This is a genomic window from Paracoccus sp. (in: a-proteobacteria) (assembly GCF_030536915.1).
Classification (GTDB): domain Bacteria; phylum Pseudomonadota; class Alphaproteobacteria; order Rhodobacterales; family Rhodobacteraceae; genus Paracoccus.
This window is the reverse complement of the sequence record NZ_JAUNPC010000044.1, coordinates 1-22,529: the sequence shown is the minus strand read 5'-3', so window position 1 is coordinate 22,529 and position 22,529 is coordinate 1. Positions and strand designations below refer to the sequence as shown.

General features: G+C 69.7%; 14 protein-coding genes, 1 tRNA gene, 1 pseudogene and 1 riboswitch. Of the genes and pseudogenes, 11 read left to right on the top strand and 5 right to left on the bottom strand.

The genetic code is table 11. The annotated features are described in order from the left end of the window. The 9 genes and pseudogenes from Q4F04_RS09130 to Q4F04_RS09090 form a co-directional block, all read left to right on the top strand. Positions 1–597, top strand: a pseudogene (locus Q4F04_RS09130) (CCA tRNA nucleotidyltransferase); the annotation flags it as partial. Then, entirely contained in the window at positions 597–2,447 is a 1,851-nt protein-coding gene (locus tag Q4F04_RS09125; protein WP_303369527.1) for an ABC transporter ATP-binding protein, read from the top strand. The pseudogene Q4F04_RS09130 and the gene Q4F04_RS09125, both read left to right, overlap by 1 nt. After that, a complete protein-coding gene (locus Q4F04_RS09120; protein WP_303369525.1) occupies positions 2,444–3,661 on the top strand; it encodes a class I SAM-dependent RNA methyltransferase in 1,218 nt (405 codons plus the stop codon). Before Q4F04_RS09125 ends, Q4F04_RS09120 begins: the two co-directional genes overlap by 4 nt. A gap of 106 nt (positions 3,662–3,767) precedes the next feature. Then, a complete protein-coding gene (locus Q4F04_RS09115; RefSeq protein WP_303369524.1) occupies positions 3,768–4,289 on the top strand; it encodes a murein L,D-transpeptidase family protein in 522 nt (173 codons plus the stop codon). Positions 4,290–4,358: 69 nt separating this feature from the next. After that, positions 4,359–4,446: riboswitch (glycine riboswitch) on the top strand. 125 nt (positions 4,447–4,571) lie between these two features. Next, positions 4,572–5,672, top strand: coding sequence for a glycine cleavage system aminomethyltransferase GcvT (gene gcvT, locus Q4F04_RS09110; protein WP_303369523.1), 1,101 nt, complete (start codon positions 4,572–4,574; stop codon positions 5,670–5,672). 11 nt (positions 5,673–5,683) lie between these two features. Further along, complete coding sequence (gene gcvH / locus Q4F04_RS09105) at positions 5,684–6,040, top strand: glycine cleavage system protein GcvH (RefSeq protein ID WP_303369526.1); 357 nt, start codon at positions 5,684–5,686, stop codon at positions 6,038–6,040. Positions 6,041–6,188: 148 nt separating this feature from the next. Further along, positions 6,189–9,023, top strand: coding sequence for an aminomethyl-transferring glycine dehydrogenase (gene gcvP / locus Q4F04_RS09100; RefSeq protein WP_303369522.1), 2,835 nt, complete (start codon positions 6,189–6,191; stop codon positions 9,021–9,023). 227 nt (positions 9,024–9,250) lie between these two features. Beyond that, complete coding sequence (locus tag Q4F04_RS09095) at positions 9,251–9,688, top strand: co-chaperone YbbN (RefSeq protein WP_303369521.1); 438 nt, start codon at positions 9,251–9,253, stop codon at positions 9,686–9,688. Positions 9,689–9,737: 49 nt separating this feature from the next. After that, positions 9,738–9,813, top strand: a tRNA-Ala gene (locus Q4F04_RS09090). A 13-nt stretch (positions 9,814–9,826) separates the two neighbouring features. On the opposite strand, the gene Q4F04_RS09085 is transcribed toward Q4F04_RS09090, so the two are convergent. The 5 genes from Q4F04_RS09085 to Q4F04_RS09065 all read right to left on the bottom strand — a co-directional run bounded on the left by Q4F04_RS09085 (position 9,827) and on the right by Q4F04_RS09065 (position 21,492). After that, positions 9,827–10,942 carry an OpgC domain-containing protein gene (locus tag Q4F04_RS09085; protein WP_303369520.1) on the bottom strand — a complete coding sequence of 372 codons (1,116 nt, stop codon included), beginning with the start codon at positions 10,940–10,942 and terminating at the stop codon, positions 9,827–9,829. Next, complete coding sequence (mdoH, locus tag Q4F04_RS09080) at positions 10,939–13,089, bottom strand: glucans biosynthesis glucosyltransferase MdoH (RefSeq protein ID WP_303369519.1); 2,151 nt, start codon at positions 13,087–13,089, stop codon at positions 10,939–10,941. The genes Q4F04_RS09085 and mdoH overlap by 4 nt, the downstream gene beginning before the upstream one ends. A 4-nt stretch (positions 13,090–13,093) precedes the next feature. Beyond that, complete coding sequence (locus tag Q4F04_RS09075) at positions 13,094–14,641, bottom strand: glucan biosynthesis protein (RefSeq protein WP_303369518.1); 1,548 nt, start codon at positions 14,639–14,641, stop codon at positions 13,094–13,096. Positions 14,642–14,785: 144 nt separating this feature from the next. Then, the gene (locus Q4F04_RS09070) at positions 14,786–19,603 is read right to left on the bottom strand and encodes a translocation/assembly module TamB domain-containing protein (protein WP_303369517.1); all 4,818 of its coding nucleotides are present in this window, start codon (positions 19,601–19,603) and stop codon (positions 14,786–14,788) included. Beyond that, positions 19,603–21,492, bottom strand: coding sequence for an autotransporter assembly complex family protein (locus Q4F04_RS09065; protein WP_303369516.1), 1,890 nt, complete (start codon positions 21,490–21,492; stop codon positions 19,603–19,605). The genes Q4F04_RS09070 and Q4F04_RS09065 overlap by 1 nt, the downstream gene beginning before the upstream one ends. A 249-nt stretch (positions 21,493–21,741) precedes the next feature. On the opposite strand from Q4F04_RS09065, the gene Q4F04_RS09060 reads away from it, so the two are divergent. Together Q4F04_RS09060 and Q4F04_RS09055 are read left to right on the top strand one after the other, a co-directional pair. Further along, the gene (locus Q4F04_RS09060) at positions 21,742–22,167 is read left to right on the top strand and encodes a hypothetical protein (RefSeq protein ID WP_303369515.1); all 426 of its coding nucleotides are present in this window, start codon (positions 21,742–21,744) and stop codon (positions 22,165–22,167) included. Positions 22,168–22,262: 95 nt separating this feature from the next. Next, positions 22,263–22,529 (top strand): adenosylhomocysteinase (locus Q4F04_RS09055; RefSeq protein WP_303369514.1); only part of this gene is annotated, 267 nt, incomplete at its 3' end.

Below are 22,529 nucleotides of genomic sequence, written 5' to 3'. Positions count from 1 at the left end.
GAGCGGATCGGGGCCGAGATGCGCAAGCTGCTGTCCGCTGCCGATCCGGTGGAGGCGGTGCGGCTGATGGAGCAGGCCGGCGTTCTGGCGCAGGTGCTGCCAGGGGCAGGGTCCGAGGGGCTGGCTGCGCTTTGCGCCGTCGCGCCGGATGGGGATGCCGGACCGGGGCGCTGCCCCGGACCCCGGGATATTTTTTCGAAGAAGAAAAACTGGGGGTTGCGGCTCGCCGCGGGTGGGGGGCACGCTCCGGCCGGCGCGTTGCGGCGGTGGCGGGGCGCGGCGAGGGTGCAGGAGGAACTGCGCTCGGACCTGCCGCTGGGTGAGGCGGCTTATAGGATGGGGGCCGAGCGGGCGGGGCAACTGGCCCTGCTGCGAGCCTCGCGCGGCGAGGCGCTGCGCGCGGACTGGCACGAGCAGATCGCCTTTGCCGCGCAGCAGGCGCTGCCCATCTCGGCTGCGGATCTGTCGGACCGGCTGTCGGGGCCGGCACTGGGGCGCGGGCTGAAGGCTGCGGAGGCGGCGTGGATCGAGGGCGGTTTCCTGATGCCTGCGCCCGCGCTGGTGGACATCGCCCTGCTGGCGGGAGAAGGCCCATGATGCTGCACGAAACCTTCGAGCGGATGATCGACGCCTTCCGTCCCGCCGACGGCCCGCCGCCCCGGACGCTGCTGGCTTTCTTCCGCTGGGCGCTGTCGGGGGCCTGGGGCGGTCTTGGGGTTGCCGCCTTCGCCTCGGCGCTCTCGGGGGCGGCCGAGGTTGCCTCGGCCACGCTGCTGGGGCTTGTCGTCGATGCGGTGGCGCAGTCGGGCGGGCGGACGCTGGTCGATCACGGCTGGCTGATCGTGGGTTTCGTGGGCTTCTTCCTGGTCCTGCGGCCGGCGATCATGGGGCTGTCGGCGGCCTCGTCCAACGTCATCATCGGGCCGAACATCCTCCCCCTAGTGCTGTCGCGGCTGCACCGCTGGACGATGGGCCATTCCGTCACCTTCTTCGACAACGACTTTGCCGGCCGCATCGCGCAGAAGCAGATGCAGACCGCCCGCGCCGTCACCGATGTCGCCAGCGAAATGGTCAACACCGGCACCTTTGCGCTGTCTGCGGTGCTGGGCTCGGCGCTGTTCCTGGTCACGATCGACGTCTGGGCCGCCCTGGCGCTGGTCGTCTGGCTGGTGATTTATCTCGCGCTGATCCGCTTCTTTCTGCCGCGCGTCCGCGCCCAGTCCAAGGGCCGCGCCAGCGCGCGCGCCATGATCACCGGGCAGGTCGTCGACACCATCACCAACATCAAGACCGTCAAGCTGTTCGCCAGCGCCGGATACGAGGACCAGGCGGCGCTGGGCGCGATGGAAACCTTCCGCGACCGCGCCATCGACTTCGGGCGGCTGAACACCTGGTTCCGGCTGTCGCTGACGGTCGTTTCCGGCATCCTGCCGGTGGTGCTGGTCGGCGGCGCAGTCATGATGTGGCAGCGCGGCGTGGCGACGCCGGGCGATGTCGCGGCATCCGGCGCCATCGCGATGCGGCTGGCGCAGATGACCGGCTGGGTCAGCATGGCGCTGATGGGCATCTGGGGTTCCATCGGCGAGGTCGAGGATGGGATGCAGACCCTGTCCCCGCCCCATGGCCTGGTCGATGCGCCGGACGCGGTGGAACTGGGCCGGTTGCGGGGCGAGATCGTCTATGACGGCGTCAGCTTCTCTTATGGCCGTGGCGAAGGGGGGATCGAGGGATTGTCGCTGCGGATTGCGCCGGGCGAGCGGATCGGCATCGTCGGCGCCTCGGGCGCGGGCAAGTCCACGCTGGTCTCGCTGCTGCTGCGGCTGCATGACGTAGAGACCGGCGCGGTGCGGGTGGACGGGTTCGACGTGCGCGGCGTCACGCAGGAATCCCTGCGCCGCAACATCGGCATGGTCACGCAGGAAACGGCGATGTTCAACCGCTCGGCCCGCGATAACATCCTTTACGGCCGCCCCGGTGCCACCGAGGAGGAGATGGTGGCCGCCGCGAAGGCCGCCGAGGCGCATGACTTCATCCTGGGCCTGCAGGATTCGGCGGGCCGCAAAGGCTATGACGCGCATCTGGGCGAGCGGGGGGTGAAGCTGTCGGGCGGGCAGCGGCAGCGGATCGCGCTGGCCCGCGCCTTCGTCAAGGACGCGCCGATCCTGGTGCTGGACGAGGCCACCAGCGCGCTCGACAGCGAGGTCGAGGCGCAGGTGCAGGACTCGCTGCACCGGATCATGCAGGGCAAGACGGTGCTGGCCATCGCGCATCGCCTGTCCACCATCGCCGAGATGGACCGGATCGTGGTCATGGACGACGGCCGGATCGTCGAGCAGGGACGCCACGCCGAACTGCTGGCAAGGGGCGGGCTTTACGCCCGCTACTGGAACCGCCAGTCGGGCGGCTTCCTGGGAACGGAGCCCGAGGACGCGCAGGCTGCCGAATGACCTGGACCGTCGAGCGGCTGGGCCGGCGCGGCGATGGCGTGGCGCTGCGGGGGGACGAGCGGGCGCTCGCGCCCCTGACGCTGCCCGGAGAGGAGATCGAGGGCGAGGCCGAAGCGGGGCGCATTGCCCGGCCTCGGATAGTGACGCCCTCGGCGGATCGCGTGAAGGCGCCGTGCCCGCATTACCGCGTCTGCGGCGGCTGTTCGCTGATGCACGCGAGCGACGGCTTCGTGGCCGGATGGAAGGCGCAGGTGGCAAGGAATGCGCTGGCCGCGCAGGGGATCAAGGCCGAGGTCGCGGCGGTGCATACCTCTCCCCCGCGCTCGCGCCGGCGGGCGGTGCTGTCGGGGCGGCGGACAAAGGCTGGGGCGCTGGTCGGGTTCCACCAGCGTGCATCGGAGGTGATCGTGGATGTCGCGGAATGCCTCGTGGTCCGGCCCGCGATCCTTGCCGCGCTGCCGGATCTGCGACGGCTGGCAAGCCTTGGCGGCTCGCGCGCGGGCGAGTTGTCGCTGGTGGTGACAGAAACCGCCGCGGGGCTGGACATCGCGGTCACGGGCGGCAAGCCGCTGGTGCCACAGCTGTTCTCGGATCTTGCGGCGCTTGTGAACGCGGCAGGCTGGGCGCGGCTCGACTGGGATGGCGAGGCGTTCGTGGCGCGGCCCCCGGCGGTCCCCTTTGGGCGGGCGCAAGTGGTGCCGCCGCCCGGCGGGTTCCTGCAGGCGACGCGGGAAGGCGAGGCCGCGCTGCTGGCGGCCGTGCGCCGCATGGTCGGCCCCGCGCCGCGGATCGCCGACCTGTTCGCAGGCGCAGGGACCTTCGCCCTGCCGCTGGCCGAAACGGCCGAGGTCCATGCGGTCGAAGGGCTGGCCGCGCCCCTTGCCGCCCTGGACGCGGGCTGGCGGGCGGCCCCGGGTCTGCGAAAGGTGACGACCGAGGCCCGCGACCTCGCCCGCAGGCCGCTGCTGCCGGATGAACTTGCGCGATTCGACGCCGTCGTGATCGACCCGCCACGCGCAGGTGCGGCGGCGCAGGCCGCGGCGCTGGCACATGCGCGGGTGCCGGTCGTGGCTTGGGTCAGTTGCGATCCCGTGAGTTTCGCCCGCGATGCCCGGACCATGGTTCAGGGCGGCTACAGCCTGGCCGGGATCGAGGTGGTGGACCAGTTCCGGTGGTCGCCTCATGTCGAGTTGGTTGCGGCTTTTACGCAATAGTCCCAGGAAAAATTCCGAGGATCGTCATTACTGCAAGTTGGCGGAAAACCGCTGGTTGTGGTAGTTCTGGATCAAGAAAACGCAAATAAGCGATTCTGGGGCAGTGATGATCTTGACTATCCGCAAGTTTCTTGCGCTGACGGCGCTTGTCCTTCTGGCAGCCTGCGGCGGCGGCGCAAAGCAACCTCAAAGCAAGTTCCGCAGCTACAACGGCCCGCCTGTGACCCAGGTCGTGGTCGAAAAGAGCGACCGGCAGATGTTCCTGCTCAGCGGCAGCACGGTGTTGAAGGCTTATGACATCGGGCTGGGTTTCCAGCCCATCGGCCACAAGATGTACGAAGGCGACGGTCGCACGCCTGAGGGCATCTACTACATCGACCGGCAGAACCCGAACAGTTCCTATCACCTGTCGCTGGGGATTTCCTATCCCGATCCGACCGACAAGGCGCGGGCGATGATGCTGGGCCAGCAGCCCGGCGGGGACATCATGATCCACGGCCGCGGCCCCTATGGCAAGCAGCAGAAGGCCCGCGACTGGACCGCAGGCTGCATTGCCGTGAACGACGAAGAGATCGAGGAGATCTTCTCGATGGTCCGCCCCGGCGTTCCGGTCGTGATCTACCCGTGACGAACGCGTGGCCGGGCGACCGGCCGCGCCAAGGCCCTTGCCAGACTGCCGGGTCGGCTGCTACCAAAGTCGTGGACGACGGGAGACTCTGGCGAAGGCCAGGGCCGAAGGAGCAACCGCCCCGGTAAACTCTCAGGCAGAAAGACCGCGTCCGCATAGAACTCTGAAGAGTGGCTGTCCCCAGCGGATGGCCCGCCGAAGGATAACGATCTCAGGCGCCCCGGCGGGGCAGGGACAGAGGGGGCATCGACACGCGGCCGCAGGCCGCCAAGGGGAGATGCCATGACCGAACTGCGACGAACGCCGCTTTACGACCTGCACACCGAACTCGGCGCCCGGATGGTGCCCTATGCCGGATGGGAGATGCCGGTCCAATATCCCCTGGGCGTGATGGGCGAGCACCTGCACACCCGCAAGGCCGCCGGGCTGTTCGATGTCAGCCACATGGGGCAGGTGATCCTGCGCGGCGAGGGCGCGGCCAAGGCGCTGGAACGCCTGGTGCCCGCTGATATCATCGGCCTTGCGCAAGGGCGGCAGCGTTACGGGCTGTTCACCAATGATGCGGGCGGAATCCTCGACGACCTGATGATCGCCAACAAGGGCGATCACCTGCTGCTGGTCGTCAACGCCTCCCGCGCGGAAGCGGACATCGCCCACATGACCGAAGCCGGGCTGGCCCTCGAGGTCGTCACCGACCGCGCCCTTCTGGCGCTGCAGGGTCCGGGGGCCGAGTCGGCACTGGCCGCGCTGATGCCGGGCGCCGCCGGGTTGCGCTTCATGGATTCGGTCGACCTGCCCTGGGATGGCGGGGTGCTGTGGGTCAGCCGCTCGGGCTATACCGGCGAGGACGGGTTCGAGATCAGCATCGGTGCCGACCGCGCCTTCGATTTCGCCCGCGCCCTGCTGGCGCAGGAGGGCGTGGCGCCGATCGGCCTCGGCGCGCGCGACTCGCTGCGGCTTGAGGCCGGGCTGCCGCTTTACGGCAACGACATGGACGAAACGGTGACGCCCGCGCAGGCAGGCCTCGGCTGGTCGATCCCCAAGGTCCGCCGTTCGGGCGGCGCGCGCGAGGGCAGCTTCCCCGGCGCTGACAAGATCCTGCCGGAACTGGGTAAACCCGCGCATATCCGCCGGGGTCTGCGCCCCGAAGGCCGCGCCCCCATGCGCGAGGGCACCCCGATCTACGCCGCGCCGGAAGGCGGAGAGCCGATCGGCCGCATTACCTCGGGGGGCTTCGGCCCCTCGGCCGGGGCGCCCGTCGCGATGGCGACGCTGCCCGTCGGGATCGCCGAGGGCACCACCGTCTACGCCGAACTGCGTGGCAAGCGCCTGCCAGCCACGGTCGCGCCCATGCCATTCGTTCAACCCACCTACAAACGCTGAGGCGCCCCATGCTGAAATATACCCCCGACCACGAATGGCTGCGCGCCGAGGGCGACGAGCTTGTCGTCGGCATCACCGCCCATGCCAGCGAACAGCTGGGCGACGTGGTCTTCATCGAACTGCCCGAGGTCGGGCGCGAGGTCGAAGCCGGCGAGGAGATCGTGGTGATCGAATCTGTCAAGGCCGCGTCCGACATCGTGTCCCCGGTCGCGGGCACCATCACCGCTGTCAACGAGGCGCTGGCCGATGCGCCGGGCGACGTGAATTCGGACGCGATGGCGGCCTGGTTCTTCCGCGTCAAGCCCGCGGACGGCGTGTCGCTGGACGGCTTCATGGACGAGGCCGCTTATCAGGAACTGATCGGCTGATCCGTGCCGACCGACCGGGACTCTGCCCTATCGTCGTATGCGACGATCTCAGGGTATTCGAACCAGAAAGAAGATGCAGGCGGCCGAGGATTCCGCCTGCGCCGTTGAACCGGGCCGGTGTGGCCTGTCTGTGAGCGTGAGCGATCCCATGACCCGCTGGAACCCGACCTCCTACAACCCCGATGATTTCGCCAACCGCCGCCATATCGGCCCTTCGCCCGCCGAGATGGAGGAGATGCTGAAGGTGGTGGGCGTGGACAGTCTCGACCAACTGATCGAGCAGACCGTGCCGGAAGCCATCCGGCAGGAGGGCACGCTGGACTGGCCGGCCTTGTCCGAGCGCGAGTTGCTGGCGATGATGCGCGAGGTCGCGGGCCAGAACAAGGTGATGACCAGCCTGATCGGGCAGGGCTATTACGGCACCGTGACGCCCCCGGCGATCCAGCGCAACATCCTGGAAAACCCGGCCTGGTATACGGCCTACACGCCCTACCAGCCCGAGATCGCGCAGGGCCGGCTCGAGGCGCTGTTGAACTATCAGACGATGGTCGCGGACCTGACCGGGCTGCCGGTGGCGAACGCCTCGCTGCTGGACGAGGCCACGGCGGCGGCCGAGGCGATGGCCATGGCGCAGCGGTTGGCGAAGTCGAAGGCCAAGGCTTTCTTCGTCAGCGAGAACCTGCATCCCCAGACGATCAGCGTGATCGAGACGCGGGCCGAGCCGCTGGGGATCGAGATCATCCGCGGGCGTCCCGAGGACTGCGATCCCGCGCAGGTCTTCGGCGCGATCTTCCAGTATCCGGGCACCTTCGGCCATGTCCGCGACCTGACCCCTTATTGCGAGGCGCTGCACAAGACGGGCGCGGTTGCGGTGGCGGCAACCGACCTGCTGGCGCTCTGCCTGCTGAAGGAGCCGGGCGCGATGGGCGCGGACATCTGCGTGGGCTCGGCCCAGCGCTTCGGCGTGCCGATGGGCTATGGCGGGCCGCATGCGGGCTTCATGTCCTGCCGCGACGAGATGAAGCGGGCCATGCCGGGCCGCATCGTCGGTGTCAGCATTGACGCGGCGGGGCGGCAGGCTTACCGCTTGGCGCTGCAGACGCGCGAGCAGCATATCCGGCGCGAGAAGGCCACGTCCAACGTCTGCACGGCGCAAGCGCTGCTGGCGGTGATGGCCGGGTTCTATGCCGTGTTCCACGGGCCGGTCGGCCTCAGGGCCATCGCCCAGCGGGTGCATCTGAATGCCGTGACGCTGGCACGTGCCTTGAGCGCAGCCGGGGCGGAAGTGGAAACGGACGCCTTCTTCGACACCTTCACGGTGCGGGTGGGCGTGGGCCAGATGGGCATCCTCGCCGCCGCCGAGCAGCGCGGCATCAACCTGCGCCGGATCGGCCGCGACCGCGTGGGCATCAGCGTGGACGAGACGACGGATGCGGGCGTGATCGCGCGGGTGCTGGACGCCTTCGGGATCACCGATCCGGCCGAGCCCGCAAGCGAGCCCGCGATCCCCGAGGATCTGCTGCGGGAAAGCGACTACCTGACCCATCCGGTCTTCCACATGAACCGGGCCGAGTCCGAGATGATGCGCTACATGCGCCGGCTGTCGGACCGCGACCTGGCGCTGGACCGGGCGATGATCCCGCTCGGCTCCTGCACGATGAAGCTGAACGCGGCGGCCGAGATGATGCCGCTGACCTGGCCCGAGTTCGGGATGCTGCACCCCTTTGCCCCCGAGCCGCAGGCGGCAGGCTATCACCGGATGTTCGCCGATCTGACCAAGAAGCTCTGCGACATCACCGGCTACGACGCCTTCTCGCTGCAGCCGAACAGCGGCGCGCAGGGCGAATATGCGGGTCTGCTGACAATTGCCGCCTATCACAAGGCCAATGGCGAGGACCGCGACATCTGCCTGATCCCGGTGTCGGCGCATGGCACCAACCCGGCCAGCGCGCAGATGTGCGGGATGAAGGTCGTGGTGGTGAAATCCGCGCCCAACGGCGACATCGACCTTGAGGATTTCGCCGACAAGGCCGCGAAGGCTGGCGACAGGCTCGCGGCGGTGATGATCACCTATCCCTCGACCCATGGCGTCTTCGAGGACACCGTGCGCGACGTTTGCCGCATCACCCATGAGCATGGGGGCCAAGTCTATATCGACGGCGCCAACCTGAACGCCCTCGTGGGGCTGGTGAAGCCCGGCGAGATCGGCGGCGACGTGAGCCACCTGAACCTGCACAAGACCTTCGCCATCCCGCATGGCGGCGGCGGTCCCGGCATGGGGCCGATCGGGGTCAAGGAACATCTCGCCCCCTACCTGCCCGCCGACCCGCGCAAGGGGGCGGGGGCGGTCTCGGCCGCGCCCTGGGGGTCGGCCTCGATCCTGCTGATCTCCTGGGCCTATATCCGCATGATGGGCGGCGAAGGGCTGACCCAGGCGACCCGCGTGGCGATCCTCAACGCGAACTACATCGCCAGCCGCCTGGCCGGGGCCTATCCGATCCTGTTCATGGGCAACCGCGGCCGCGTCGCGCATGAATGCATCGTGGACACCCGCGTCTTCGCCGAGCATGGCGTGACCGTGGACGACATCGCCAAGCGCCTGATCGACAACGGCTTCCATGCGCCGACGATGAGCTGGCCCGTGGCCGGCACCCTGATGGTGGAACCGACGGAATCGGAAACCAAGGCCGAGCTTGACCGCTTCATCACCGCCATGCTGGCGATCCGCGACGAGATCACCGAGGTGGCCGAGGGCCGCATTTCTGCGGAAAACAGCCCCCTGCGCCATGCCCCCCACACGGTCGAGGATCTGGTCGCCGACTGGGACCGCCCGTATTCGCGCGAACAGGGCTGCTTCCCGCCGGGTGCCTTCCGGGTGGACAAGTACTGGCCCCCGGTCGGGCGGGTGGACAACGCCTATGGCGACCGCAACCTGATCTGCACCTGCCCGCCGCTGGAAGCCTACGCCGAGGCGGCGGAATAAGCTGCTCCGACCTTCTGCCTTTGGAAGCCGCGCCTGCATGGCGCGGCTTTCCTCTGCCGGGATGGCCCGCGCCATTACCCCACAGGAACCGCATCCCTGTCGGGACGTTTGCCCAGAGTCATGAACCGAAAGGGAAATATCTCATGAAGGGCATCATCGCCTGGTTTCTCGGCATCCCCGTCGTGGTCATCATCCTGCTTTATGTCGTCGGCATCTTCTGATCGGCAATGGGGCTGAAGCTGACATGCCTGAGCTGCGGACAGGTCAACCGCACCCCGCGCGAGCGGCTGTCTGCCGGCCCCAGATGCGGCGTCTGCGGGACGGATCTGCTGCCAAAGAAGCCGGTCCCGCTCGACTTTGCCCTGCTTGAAAAGGCCGCGCGCAGCGACGACCTGCCTCTGCTGGTGTATTACTGGGCGCCCTGGTGCGGTCCCTGCCGGATGATGGCGCCCGAGTTCGAGAAGGCGGCAGTCCTGCTGCAGGGCACCGCGCGGTTGGCCAAGATCGACACCCAGTCCCATCCCGACGCCACGGTACGTTGGAACATCCGCGGCATCCCGGCCTTCATCCTGTTCCAGGACGGGCGGGAAAGGGCGCGGCTGGCCGGTGCAAGACCGGCAGAGCAACTTGCCGGATGGGTCCGCGAACAGATTGCGGCAGGGTGAACGCGGGCGCTTGACAACCCCCCGCCGACCCGCCAAACAGCCCGCCTGTGGGGCCGTAGCTCAGTTGGTAGAGCGCGTCGTTCGCAATGACGAGGCCAGGGGTTCGATTCCCCTCGGCTCCACCAGAACACCAGGACATCACTCTGCCTTGCTGCGCCGTTCCATGCGGCGCGCCTTTTCGCGCAACCACAGATGCGCGGTCAGCCACAGGGCCGCAATGGTCCACAGGTCCACGCCCAGCCGCGCCGCGCCCTTGGGCAGGCTCAGCGCCATGGCGTCGCCCAGGACCGACAGCAGCACGCAGGCGACAAAGGCCACCAGCCCGCCCTTGCCGATCGTCCCCAGTGCCCGGCCCGGGGCCGTCCCTGCCGCCCATGCGAACAGGCCGGACAGCGGCACCGCGACCAGCCAGCTTGCCGCCATGATCGACACGTAGCGCACCCAGTCCAGCGACCATTTGTCCACGCTGCCGACCGCGTGCCACAGGATGTCGGCCAGCCGCTTTCCCTCGGGACCGAAGCGCCACAGCGTGACCATCGCCAGCGAGTAAAGCGTGATCGCGACCGAGATCGGGGTGAGCCAGCGGGCATGGCGGCGCAGGACTGGCATGAAGCGGTGGCGGAAGGCCCCCATCGCCACGCCCGTGTGGAACAGAAGCTGCCAGCCGAAGGGGTTGAACAGCAGCCCGCCCTCGACCCGGTGGTTGGGCAGGGCAGCGTTCAGCGGCACGGCCATCAGCCAGACCGCGACCGAGCCCGCGAAGAACGCGACCGGCCAGCGCAGCATCAGCGGCACCAGCACCGGCGCCAAGGCCAAAACGATGACGTAAAGGGCCAGCACGTCCAGCAGATTGGGCTGCAGCCACATCAGCGCCAGCGTCGCGACATAGCCGACGGGCACCTCGATGATCCAGCGGGCGTATTCGTTCCAGATCGCAGTGTGCCGGAAGCCCAGTTCCAGCAAGCCCCGCGACAGCAGCGCCAGCAGGATGCCGCCGAGGACCAGCGCCAGCCAGACCTGCCCCGCGCGGCGGGCAAAGCGCCATTGCGCGGCCAGTCGGCCCTGTGCCCGCTCGACCTTCATCCAGACAAGGCCCACGAGGAAACCCGACAGCAGCACGAACAGCTCGGCCGCGTCATAGACGGCGAAGTTGCTGAGGGTAAGCTGCCGCAGCACGCCCACCGGCATGTGGTTCAGCATGATGCAGACCAGCGCGTAGCCGCGCAGCATGTCCAGCGAAACGATCCGGCTCATTGCGGCAGCGCGGCCCAGCGGTCCAGAAGGCGCGGGTCCGACAGCAGGGCAGTGCGCTCGGGGCGGTCGAGAAAGGCCAGCGCCTCGGCCTGCGAGGATGCGGCGGCGATCTTGGCCTCGGCGGCGATGGCGGGCAGGCGCTCGGCCGCCGGCGCGTCGGGGACGGGCGGCAGCAGGGCCGCGTGACGGGCGCGGGCGCGCGGGTCGCGGCCCAGCAGCGGCGTGTTGCCGACCGCAGGGCGCAGGCGGCGGACATGACCGGTGCTTGCGGCGATGATGGGCGGCGGCATCCGTTCCTCGGGCGTGACCAGCAGTCCGGCCATCCGCGCCCAGCGACCGAAGACCGGCGAGGCGGTCCAGCGCGAGATGGCAGGCGACAGGATCAGCCCGGCGAGGATCGGCGACAGCCAGATCGCCAGCCCCGGCGACAGCGACACCGCCACCACCAGCGTCATCAGGCCCGAGATGACATGGATGCCGTGTCGCCGCAGCACCAGCCCCCAGGGCGGCATCGAGCCCTTGCGGACCTGGCTTTCCCAGCCCGAGTTCTTTCCCCGCAGGATTTCAAGGATCTGGCGCGTCTGGATCAGCATCTGCACGGGCGCGATCAGTGCCGACATCACGGTTTCGAAAAGCGCGCTGAGCAGGACGCGCGAGCGGCCGCCCGCCGCAGCCGCCAGCGGCCGCCGCCAGGACCGGGCCACGGCGACGAACTTGGGCAGCAAGAGCAGGCTCATCGCGGCGATGAACAGCCAGACCATGCGGCGAGCGTCGAAGGTCGGCCATTCGGGGAAAAGCTGGTAGCTCTGCGGGAAATATTCGGGCCGCGACAGGATCACGTGGGCGGTCAGCGCCAGACCCACGAGGATCATCGCCAGCCAGACGGGACTCATCAGGAAGCCGAGGACGCCGACGGCGAAATGGACGCGGCTGATGGCGGTGAAGCCGCGCGCGCCGACCAGCCGCAGGTGCTGAAGGTTCCCCTGCGCCCAGCGGCGCTCGCGCACGGCCATGTCCAGCAGGGTGGGCGGGCAGCCTTCGTAGGAGGCGCGCAGGTCCCAGTCCAGGCGGACCTTCCAGCCCGCGCGGCGCAGCAGGGCGGCCTCGACGAAGTCATGCGACAGGACGGTGCCGCCCCAGGGGGGCGCGCCCGGCAGTTCCGGCAGTCCGCAGCAGGCGGCAAAGGCCGGAACGCGGATCAGCGCATTGTGGCCCCAGAAATTGCCGTTATCGCCCGACCAGGCGGCGACACCCCGCGCGATGGGCGGACCATAGACGCGGCCCGCGAACTGGATCACGCGGGAAAACAGCGTCTGTCCCCCGACCAGCACCGGGATCGTCTGGATCAGGGCCAGCGCGGGGTCGGCCGTCATCCGCGCGCTCATGGCGCGGACGACCTCGCCGCTGACGACGCTGTCGGCGTCCAGCACCACCATCTGGTCATAGCGCCCGCCCCAGCGGCGGATGAACTCGGCGATGTTGCCGGCCTTGCGGCCGATGTTGTCGGTCCGCCTGCGATACCAGACGGGCAGGGGGCAGGTGTCGCGCAGCGCGGCGATGCCCAGCGTCTCGGCGGCGAAGACATCGGGGTCGCGGCTGTCGGAGAGCACGAAGATCTCGGCCCGGTCGGCCATGCCCGCCTGCGCCAGCTCGTCCGCCAGCGCGCCCAGCATCCCCAGGCTGTCGGCCGTGTCCTCGTGGTAGATCGGCATCAGGATGGCGACCCGCGCCCGGCCGGGGTTCGCGGGCGTGACAGGAGGACGCGCGATCAGCCCCGCCAGCAACGAGCAGAAGCTGAAGCCGACCCAGCCGAAGGTCAGGGTGAAGAAGGCCAGCAGCGCCCATTGCAGCGGCAGGATGTTGGCGCCGAAGGCGACCATCATCTGCCAGCATCCCGCGACGGTGATCGCGGCCGCCCCGCCAAAGGCCAGCAGCCGCGCGGCCAGCACCCGGCCCGAGGCCGGCTGGCGCGGCGGCCCCGGTGGCGGGGGGGCGCGGAAATCCTGCAGGGGCATCGCCAGGGGCGCTTCCGGCGGGACCGGCGGCATCCGCCCGATCCAGCCGTCCGCCCGCCCCTCGGACGCGCCCGAGGCGGTCCCGGCCGGGCCCGCGTGGCCGGTCAGAAGCGGGGGATCGGTGCGGTCCAACCGCTCATCCCCTTGTCCAGCGGTGAAGCCAGGTTTCGCTCAGCCGGCCCTCGGGGCCTTCCAGCCGGGCGGTGATCTCGGCCAGGTCGGTGCGGTCGGGCCGGAACTCGAACGAAAGCCGCAGCAGCCCCTCGTCGGGCAGGCGGATCACATAGGGATGCTCGATGCTGCCGGCCGAGGTGCTGACCACGGCGGTCGGATCGGGCTGGTCGCGGAACAGGTCGAGGTCGAAGTCGATGAAGAAGCTGCGCGCCCCCTGCGCGTTGACCGAGCGGCCCGACCGAGTATGGCGCACCCGCGCCACCGGAAAGCTGTCGCCCGGCGTCGCGCCGAAACGCTGGCCATAGGCGAAATCGTGGCGCACCCCGGCCAGCAGCGGCTGGACCGGTTTCCAGAAGCTCACGATGTTGTCGTGAAACTCGCTTTCCAGCGGGATTTCCACCAGCACCACCGCCCCTTCGCCCCAGCCTTCCGCAGGCTCGATCCAGGCCGAGGGGCGCAGCTCGTAATGCGCCTCGGCGTCCTGGTAGTCGTCAAAGTCGCGGCTGCGCTGCATCAGGCCGAAGCCGCGGGGATCGCGGTCGGCGAAGGCCGAGATCTGCAGCGTCGCCGGGTTGTTCAGGCCGCGCCAGAGGCGCTGGCCCGAGCCCGTCACCATCTCGAGCCCGTCGCTGTCGTGGACGGCGGGACGATAGTCGTCAAAGGTGCCGCGGTCGCCGGGGCCGAACCAGAACATCGAGGTCAGCGGCGCCACGCCCACATCCGCCAGGTCGCGCCGGGGGATCAGCGCCGTGCGGGTCGCCACCATCGTGTTGTCGCCGACCGTCAGCACGAATTCAAAGGCGCCCGCGACCGAGGGGCTGTCCAGCAGCGCATGGACCGTGACCGACTGGTTCACCAGATCGGGCGAATGGACCCAGAACTCGCGGAAGAAGGGGAACTCCTCGCCCTCGGGGCTGCCGGTGCCGATGGCAAGGCCGCGCGCCGACAGACCGTAGCGGTTGCCGCGGCCGAGGACGCGGAAGTAGCTTGCCCCCTGGAAGACGGCCAGCTCGTCCAAGAAGCCCGGATGGTTCAGCACCGTCCGCAGCCGGAAGCCGGACCAGCCCATGTTGCCGGGCGGCATCTGCGCCGCATCCGGTGGAAAGGCGTTCTCGTCGAAATCGAAGACCGAAGGGTCGAAGCCCAGCGGTCGGACGATGCCGCCTTCGACCAGGTTGATCCGCACGGGCTTGGTGAACAGCATGCCCGGCGGCAGCAGGTCCAGCCCGAAGCCGGGGATGTCGGCCCAGGGGTCGGCCTCGCGCCGGAAGCGGATGCCGCGATAGGCGTCATAGCCGAGGTCGCTGAAGGGCGGCTCCAGCGTGGAAGGCGGTTCCACATAAGCTGCGCGGGCAAGGTCGGTGGCGATGCGCGCCACCTCCTCGAAGCCGAAGGCGACGGGGACGGACTCGGATGCGGCGGGGACCGCCTGTGCCAGCCCGAGGCGCGGCGCCATGACGCCGCTTGCCAGCGCGGCTGTCATCGTGCCCATGAAATGACGGCGTTCCACGAGTATCCTGATCCGAGGGGGTGCGGCGGTTTCCGAAGCATTAAAGAATGCCCGGTCTTCCCGCAAGATCACAAGGTTAGTCGCGCCGGGCCGGGCGGGATACCGCCACGTTCCCTATGCGCGAGTCCTGCGTGTCACGCTCGCCTAGTAGTCGCGTTCGAAGAAGACCCCCAGCGTGCTTTCCCCGTCGCTTGCGACCGATCCGCGCGCGGTCACCGCCTCATTCACGTCGAGGTTCAGGTTGATGCGCGACCTGCCGTCGGCATCGACCGAAACATCGCTGTAAAGATTTCGTGACAGGTAGCGCCCCGCCCGAACCGAGATGTTGCCCTCGTCATCCGTGGCCAGGTCTAGGTCGTCCAGGCCCGCGGCGTTGCGCAGGTTGCCGACCAGACCCGCACCTCCCCGGCCTGCCAGCACCGCCACGGCATTGGCAAGCTGCGCCGCCTGCAGGGGCGAGATCGTCTCGATCCCGCGCCCGAACAGCAGTTGGGACAGCACCTCCTCCTCGGGCAGTTCGGGGTCGGACTGGAAGGTGATCTCGGGGTCGCGCAGATCGCCGTCGATGATGATGCGGGTGGTGATCCCGTCCGCTTGGGTTTCGGCCACCAGCCGCAGCACCGGCACGAGGCTGCCCTGCATCTCGATCAGCCCTTCGGTCATGTCGAAGCGGCGGCCCAGCAGATCCACCCGGCCCCGGATCAGTTCAAGCTGGCCGATAGGGATGACGTTGCGGGCGGTGCCGGTCAGGCGGATCTGGCCGCCCAGTTCCGCATCGACGCCGCGGCCGCGCACGAAGACCTGGTTGGGCGCGTTGATCGTCACGTCCAGCCGCGCGGGATTCGCAGGGGGTGTGGCGGGGGGTGCGACCATGCCGGCGATGCGGCTGTCGGCGCTGGGAAAGGGCAGCAGCCCCGCCTTGGCACGGGTGGCGCGCACCGGCGGTCGGTCCTTCAGGTGGATGATGTCGGGGATCGCCCGGCCGCCCAGCCCGGTGTTGGGGATGCGGAACTCGACCGCGCCCAGGGTGATGGTGCCCGCGACCAGCGGCCCGTCCGCCGGGTTGCCGGAAATCGAGACGGTGCCGCTTGCCACGGTTTCGTAAAGATTGGGGTCGCGCAGCACCACCTGATTCAGGGTCGCCTGCAGGTCCAGCGTGGTGCCGCCCCGCAGGTCGATCGGTCCCGTGACCGTCAGCGTCCCGCCTTCGGCGATGGCCCCGGTCGCGTCGATGGTGATGAGGCCGCCGTTCAGGTCGGCCGTGGCGGTCAGGTTCTCGACCGACAGGCCGATGTTCGGGTCCGACAACCGCGCGCCGGGCAGGCTGACCCGGCCGGTCACATTTTCCAGCGCGGGCGCTCCTTGCAGGCGCAGGTCGAAATCGACCTGCCCCGCGATGGACCGGGTCCGCAGCATGGGGTTGGCCAGCGCCGCGTCGCTGATGCCCGCCACGCGGATGTCGGCGGTCGAGAAATCCGCCGCCGCGCTGCCGGCGATGGTGGCGCGGGTGCCGCCCGGCGCGGTGGCCGCCAGGTCCAGCACATAGCCGGTCCCGGTCTGCCCCACGCTGCCCGAAACCGTCGCCGGACCCGTCAGCCCCGGCACCAGCAGCGCCAGGTTCGACAGCGCCGCATCGACGTCCAGCGCGGCGGGCGAGCCTTCCGCGCTGATGCTGACCTGGCCGTTGCGGGCGTTCAGCCGCTCGATCCCGACCGGGCCGCGCGTGGGCAGAAGCGCCGCCACATCGAACTGCGTCGTTCCTGCAAGCAGCCGGTCCGCCTGTTCGTTCCCGACCCGGAGGCCGGTCGCGCTGCCCTCGGCCGTGACCCGGCGGCCGCCCTGCGCATCGGTCAGCCGGGCGGTGGCGCTCAGCGCCCCGCCGATGCCGCCGCCGAGAAAGCCGAGGCTGTCGGCCCGCAACTGCGCCGTCACGTCGGTCTGCCCGCCGCCCAGGATGCCCTGCGCCGTGGCGTTCAGCCGGGCGTTGTCCACCACCGCCTGCTCGATCGTCAGCACGCCGTCGCGTTCGGCCCCGCGCAGCGTCAGCCGCGTCTCGCCCGCAAGCGCGGCATCCGCCTGCGCCTGCCCCAGCGACAGGTCGTTGGCCACCCCGTCCACCACCAGCCGCCGCACGCCGGTGCCATCCTCGGCAAAGCGGCCCTGCGCCTCGAACGCGCCGCGCCAGCCCATGCCCAGCGCCGAAAGGTCGCGCAGGTCCACCTCGCCGCTGACATCCGTGCTGCCGTTGCCGATGGTGCCCGAGATGTCGGCCCGGGCACTGGTGTTGTCGAGGATCGCCTGCTCGATGGTGAAGACCTGTCCCACCTGCGTGCCGCGCACCGTCAGCCGGGTTTCCCCCGCCAGCATCCCGTCGACATTGCTCTGGCCCAGCGACAGGTCCTGTCCCGTGCCGTCCACTGCCAGCCGCCGCACGCCGCTGCCGTCGTCCTGCAGGCTGCCGTTCACGCGCAGCGCGCCCTGCCATCCCCGCCCGAAAGCGGCAAGCGAGCGGATCTCGGCGCTGCCGCTCAGGTCGGTGACATCCTGGCCCAGCGTTCCCGCGACCTGCGCCTGCATCTGCCGGTTCTCCAGCCGCAGGTCGTTGATGGTGATGGCGCCCTCGCGCTGTTCGGCGGACAGGCGGAACTCGGTCGTGCCGGTCAGCGCCCCGTCCACGTCTTGCTGGCCCAGCCGCAGGTCCTCGCCGGTGCCCGTGACCTCGATCGCGCGGGCCCCATTGCTGCCGCTGACCCGCGCCGTGGCCTGCACCGCGCCCGACATCTCGGGACGCAGCGCGGCCAGCGAGGGAACCTCGACCTCAAGCGCGGCGTCCAGCACCTCGCCGAAGCTGCCGGCGCCTTCCGCCACGATCTGCGGATTGGCCAGCCGGAAGCTGTCGATGACGAAGCTGCCGTCCCGTTCCTGCGCGACTGCAGTCAGTTCGGTCTGTCCCTGCAGCGCGGCGTCCAGTTCGCTGATGCCAAGCACCAGGTCGGTCGCCATCCCCGAGATGCTGACGCGCCGGGCGCCGGGCGCGCCGGTCACGGTCGCCTCGGCCTCCAGCCCGCCCGCCATCGCAGGATCGGCGTCGGTCAGGCTGGCCAGCCGCAGCGTCGCCCGCAGGTCGGTCGCGGTCGAGCTGATGAGGCCGGCGGCCTCGGCTGTCAGCCGCTGGGAATTGACGCTGAATTCGCGGATCTCGATGCCCGTCTCGTCCCGCCGCGCGCTGATGGCGATGGCCGCGTCGCCCGCAAGCAGGCGGTCGATCTGTTCCTGATCGACCGTCACATCCATGCCGTTCAGCGTGATCTCGGCGTCGAAGCCGCGGGTCAGCACGGTGTAAAGCCCGCTGATCTCGGCAGAAACCTGCCCCGTGAGCGGCCGCCCCGCCAGCCCCGACAGGTGCGAGGCGTCCTCGTAGGCCGCGTCCAGCGCCCCCGAGACGGTGATCCCCGACTGCAGCCCGTCCAGGCGGATATCGCCCCCCAGCCCATAGTCACGGCCCGACAGGCTGAAGCCCGCAAGCTCCAGCGCGTTGCCGGGGGTGAAGTCGAAGCCGGTCTCGCCCGTGATGCTGCTGCCCAGCGCGGCCTGCACGCCCGCGTCCGACAGCGCCAGCCCTTCGGCCCCGAAGCCGATCCGGCCAAGCACCGCCTCGAGCCCGCCGTTTTCCATGACGACCGAGCCGCCGCCGTTCAGCGTCAGCGCCCCGATGCGGTTGGCGCCGCGCGTCACGTCGCGGATGCGGCCGTTCAGGGTCCAGGCGTCGCTTTGCGCGGCATCATAGCTGATCTGCAGGTTGCCCGACTGCACGTCGATCGGCTCGCCCCGCAGGGGCAGGCGGGCGGGCAGGGTGGTGGCGCCCGCATCCTCGCCCAGCGTCATCAGCAGCACGACCGACTGCGGCGCGCCCTGGTCGTTGGTCGTGACCGAGCCGGTGAGGTTCAACGATTCGGTGTCGATCAGCAGCGCCGGGATCGACAGGCGGCCGTTCTCGCCGCGCCAGCCCTCGGCCAGAAGCTGCGACTGCGCGCCGAAGAAGGCGCGGTTCTCGGGCGGCAGCAGGCTCGCCACGTCGCCGCTCAGTTCCAGCCGGAAGGCGGTGCCGGGGGTGCCGTCCTGTCCCGGCTCGGCGCGGGCCGAGGCGCGGCCGGTCACGCGGTCCTGCCCGTCCGTCGCCAGCCGGATATCGGCGGCGAAGTCGCGCAGCGGGCCTTCGCCCCGGATCTCGGCCTGCACGGCCGGGCGGTCGTGCAGGCCGACCAGGTTGGCGAACAGCCCGCCCGCGTCCTCGTCCAGCCTCAGGTCCAGCCGCAGGACCGTGGTCTCGTTGGAATAGGCCGCATCCACGGCAAAGACGCCGCGCTTGCCGTCCACGCGGTTGATCGCAAGCTGCGCCGCGCCCTCACCGCCCGCAAGGTTCATCGCGCCGTCTAGGGACACAACCGCCGCCTCGCCGATGATCGGCTCGCCCAGCGCCACGCGGGCGGCACTGAGGCGGGCGATATTGATGCCGACGGGCAGGGTGGGCAGGGCGAATTCCCGCGTCTCGGCCGTGGGGCCGGATTCGCCACCTTCCGGCAGGCGGGGGATGATGATTTCCCCGGCGGAGAGTTCCTGGATGTCGATGCGGCGGGCGAACAGCGCGGAACGGTTCCACTGGATCGCGCCATTGCGGATGGTGATCCAGACGCCCGCGTCATCGGCGATGGTCAGTTCCTCGAAGGTCGCGCGGGATGAAAGCGCACCCTGGAAGCCCCGGATCTCGACCTGCCGCCCGGCGTCCGACAGGTTGCGTTCCAGGAAGCGGGTGATGAAGCCGCGGTCATCCTCGACCTCGGCGGAAATCGCGGCGGCGTCGGCAGCGATGTCGCCGGATTCGGCCGGGGCAGGGTCCTGCGCGGCCACCGGCGACAAGGGCAGCAGCAGCGCGAATGCCATGGCGGCAAGAAGCTTTTTCATCAGAACGCCTGCCCGAGTCCAAGGTAAAGTTGCACGCCGTCGCCGGTGTCGCCGCCTACCGGGCCGGCCACGTCCAGCCTGAGCGGCCCGATAGGCGTGTCATAGCGCACCCCCAGCCCCGCGCCCCCGTGCCAGTCGGTTTCGCCGTCAAAGGAACTGTCGGCCCAGACCCGGCCGGCATCGGCAAAGGCCACGACGCCGATGCGCGGGCGGACCTGCACCCGCGCCTCGGCCGTCAGGTTGGCCACGCTCATGCCGCCGGTCTTGACCGTTGTCCCTTCCGGTCCCTCGATCACCCGCACGCCCAGCGATTCATAGGGCTGCCCGCGGACCGAGCCGCCGCCGCCCGAATAGAACAGGTAGTCGCGCGGGGTTTCCTCGATCTCCGGCCCCCAGATTGACCCCGCCCGCGCCCGGCCAGCCAGCGTGAAGCGGTCATCCGCGCCGAAGCTGCGATAGGCGCGGCCCTCGCCGACAAAGCGCAGGCCCGACCCCGCCTCGTCGTTCAGCCCGGTGAAGGGCGTCGCGGTGCCGGTCAGCCATGTGCCGCGGCGGGCGTTCGTCGGCTCGTCCCGACGGTCCCAGGTGACCGAGGTCGGCAGCGCCAGGACCTCGAAATCCGTGGTGCCGGTGTCGTCGGTCACGCGCGAGCGGCGGTATTCCAGCGTCGTCTGGCCGGTCAGCCGCTCGCTGGGCAGCCAGGTCAGGCCGAAGCCGAAGACGCCCAGGTCGAGGTCATAATCCTCCTCGCGCAGCCGTTCGGCCCGCGTCTCGACCGAGGCGGTGATGTCGGGGGCGATGGTGGCGGGCCGGTCGATCCGCACCCCCAGCCGGTAGTCGCGCCCCGAGGTGCCCGAGCCCAGGTCCTTGGCCTCGGCATCCACCCGCAGCCGTTCCGCGCCCCCCAAGAGGTTGCGGTGCATCCAGTAGCCCGAGACCAGCGCCCCGTCATGGCTGCTGATCTCGAAACCCGCGCCGATGCGGCGGGGGCGCTGTTCCAGCACGGTCAGGTTCACGTCCATGCTGTTGTCGGGGTTCAACGCCTCGGCTTCCTCGAGGTTGATCGAGGAAAAGACGCCGGTGCGGCGCAGGCGGCGGCGCACCTCCTCCAGCGTTTCGGGGTCGAAGCGGTCGCCTTCGGGAAAGCCCGCGATCTTGTAAAGCCGCCGGGTGCTGAGCCGTTCGTTGCCGGTCGCGCGCAACTGGCCGAAGCGGACCAGCGGGCCGGGCGTCAGGGCGATGCGGCTGTCCACGCTGCGGATTTCATGGTCGGCGATGATCTGGGTGGCGGCGACATCGGCCTTGGCATGACCCTGGTCGCGCCAGCCGCTGACCCCGGCGCGGGCGGCCGTGCGCATGTCGGATGTGCGGGCGATTTCTCCGACCCGGTAATCCTCGGGCAGTTCGGTCCCCTGCGCCAAGGGCGCGATGTCGGCGCGTGCATAGCGGAAGGCCTGCCCCGGATCGACGGTCACGACGACCTGGCGGACGATCTGCGGCGCGTCCAGCGGCGCGATGCCCGCGGCCTCGACCCCGTCCAGCCGGATGTCGATGATCGCGTCGTAATAGCCCTCGTCGTAAAGCAGCCCCAGCAGGCGGGAATAATCCGCCCGCGCCGCCGCCAGCACGTCCTGCGCGGTATAGCGTCCCTCGACCAGCGCCCCGGTGATGCGCGAGGTGTTCCGCAACTGCCGTTCCAGATCCTCGTCGCCGGTGGTGACGCGGAATTGCAGGTCCACCGGCGCGTTGGCCACCGGATCGCCGCGCGAGAACAGCCCCGAGAATGGCGAGGAGGCGGCCGATCCGCTGCCGGTCTGCCCCGTCGCCGTGCCGGCCAGCACGCATCCTGCCGCAGTGGCCGCGACAGCCATCATCCACCAATTCGTCATCTGCCTGTCCGCCGCCCGACGTTATCGTTTTGAAACGAGTGTCGCAGGGACCGGGGCTGATTTCCACCCTTCCAGACGATCGCGGCGGTTTTTTCCTGGGGTGATTTGTGCAGCAATATCAGGCTGCAGCCCAGATCATCACGGGCTTGTCAAGCGGCGTTTCGGCGGCTCTGCGGAACTCTGCCGTGACCGTGGCCGTTTTGTCACGACGCAGACGAACTGCCCTGAACATCAAGAAAGACGTGTCCCATGCGCTTTCCCCGTATCGCCCTTGCCGCCGCCATCGCCGCCATTCCGGTTTCCGCCGCGCAATCCGCCATCCTGCCGTCGCCGGCCCTGAACGCGCCCGTCAAGGGCTGGACCGCCGTTGCCGGCCTGTCCGGCCCCGAGGTGGTCGAGCTTGCCCGCACCCTGCCGCTGGAAACCGAAGCCAGCGGCAACATGCCCTGGTGCGATGCCGCGCCGGTCGTCAGCGCCGCTCTCAAGTCCGAGTTCGAGGAAAACCTGATCGCCCGCCGCGCCGACGGCACCCAGCTCTGGGGCTCGGGGCTGATGGGCACTTGGACCGTGCTGCTGGAACGCGCCGACGACACCAACTGCGTGATCGCCTCGGGCATCGGCTATCAGGACGGGGTCGATCCGGGGGCCTTCTACGCCAAGGTGGGCTTGGGCTGAGGCGGGAAACCCCGCGTCACCCTGCAAGCCGCGTTGCCTTTCGGGGCGGTCTGTGACAAGGGCCGCCCTTGTTCCATTCCCCCGCGAGGCCTTCGATGAATCAGGTAGCCCCCCAAGACTATCTCGTGCGCGACATCGGCCTTGCCGAGTTCGGCCGCAAGGAACTGGACATCGCCCAGACCGAGATGCCGGGCCTGATGGCGCTGCGCGAGGAATTCGGCGCGGCCAAGCCCCTGGCGGGCGCGCGGATCGCGGGGTCGCTGCACATGACGGTGCAGACCGCCGTACTGATCGAGACGCTGGTGGCGCTGGGCGCCGAGGTGCGCTGGGCGTCCTGCAACATCTATTCCACCCAGGACCAC

Coding starts and splice junctions, on each gene's coding strand:
- Q4F04_RS09125 (WP_303369527.1), top strand. CDS start 597: ATGCTGCACGAAACCTTCGAGCGGATGATCGACGCCTTCCGTCCCGCC.
- Q4F04_RS09120 (WP_303369525.1), top strand. CDS start 2,444: ATGACCTGGACCGTCGAGCGGCTGGGCCGGCGCGGCGATGGCGTGGCG.
- Q4F04_RS09115 (WP_303369524.1), top strand. CDS start 3,768: ATGATCTTGACTATCCGCAAGTTTCTTGCGCTGACGGCGCTTGTCCTT.
- gcvT (WP_303369523.1), top strand. CDS start 4,572: ATGACCGAACTGCGACGAACGCCGCTTTACGACCTGCACACCGAACTC.
- gcvP (WP_303369522.1), top strand. CDS start 6,189: ATGACCCGCTGGAACCCGACCTCCTACAACCCCGATGATTTCGCCAAC.
- Q4F04_RS09095 (WP_303369521.1), top strand. CDS start 9,251: ATGGGGCTGAAGCTGACATGCCTGAGCTGCGGACAGGTCAACCGCACC.
- Q4F04_RS09085 (WP_303369520.1), bottom strand. CDS start 10,942: ATGAGCCGGATCGTTTCGCTGGACATGCTGCGCGGCTACGCGCTGGTC.
- Q4F04_RS09070 (WP_303369517.1), bottom strand. CDS start 19,603: ATGAAAAAGCTTCTTGCCGCCATGGCATTCGCGCTGCTGCTGCCCTTG.
- Q4F04_RS09065 (WP_303369516.1), bottom strand. CDS start 21,492: ATGACGAATTGGTGGATGATGGCTGTCGCGGCCACTGCGGCAGGATGC.
- Q4F04_RS09060 (WP_303369515.1), top strand. CDS start 21,742: ATGCGCTTTCCCCGTATCGCCCTTGCCGCCGCCATCGCCGCCATTCCG.